General features: G+C 60.0%; 1 protein-coding gene. It reads left to right on the forward strand.

Annotation, left to right across the window (positions count from 1 at the left end):
- The coding region (locus KYG_RS22515; protein WP_008907246.1) for an IS30 family transposase at nt 1–608 on the forward strand (608 nt) is incomplete at both ends.

Genomic DNA, 608 nt, shown 5'->3' on the forward strand with positions numbered 1-608 from the left:
GAAACTGCACCCTGACAACAAGCGCAAACAAGTGTCACACGAGAGCATCTACACCTGCATCTATGCCCAGCCTCGGGGAGAGCTCAAAAAGGAGTTGGTGTCCTGTCTGCGCATGGCCCGCGCCAAGCGCTGGCCCCGCTCCAAAGGCGAGGACCGGCGTGGACAAATCACCGATCTGCTGAGCATCCATGTGCGCCCGCCTGAGATTGAAGATCGCCAGTTGCCCGGGCACTGGGAGGGAGACCTCATCAAGGGTAAAGGCAATGCGAGTGCCATTGGCACGCTGGTCGAGCGCACCACACGCCTTGTGGTACTGGTCAAGCTGCCGCACCCCAACCCGGCTACCGCAGCGCATGTACTGCAGGCATTCAGTGACAAGCTCAACTCCATTGCCCAGCCCATGCGTCAGAGCCTGACGTACGACAGGGGCCGGGAGATGGCAGAGCACCAGCAGCTCACGCGCAACACCGGTATGAAGGTGTACTTCTGCGATCCCTACAGCCCCTGGCAGAGAGGCTCCAACGAGAATACCAATGGATTGCTGCGTCAGTACTTCCCCAAAGGCACGGATCTCAGTGGCTACACCCAGGAGCAGCTTGATGCGGTGG

The sequence above is a fragment of the Acidovorax sp. NO-1 genome, assembly GCF_000238595.1.
GTDB lineage: Bacteria > Pseudomonadota > Gammaproteobacteria > Burkholderiales > Burkholderiaceae_C > Acidovorax.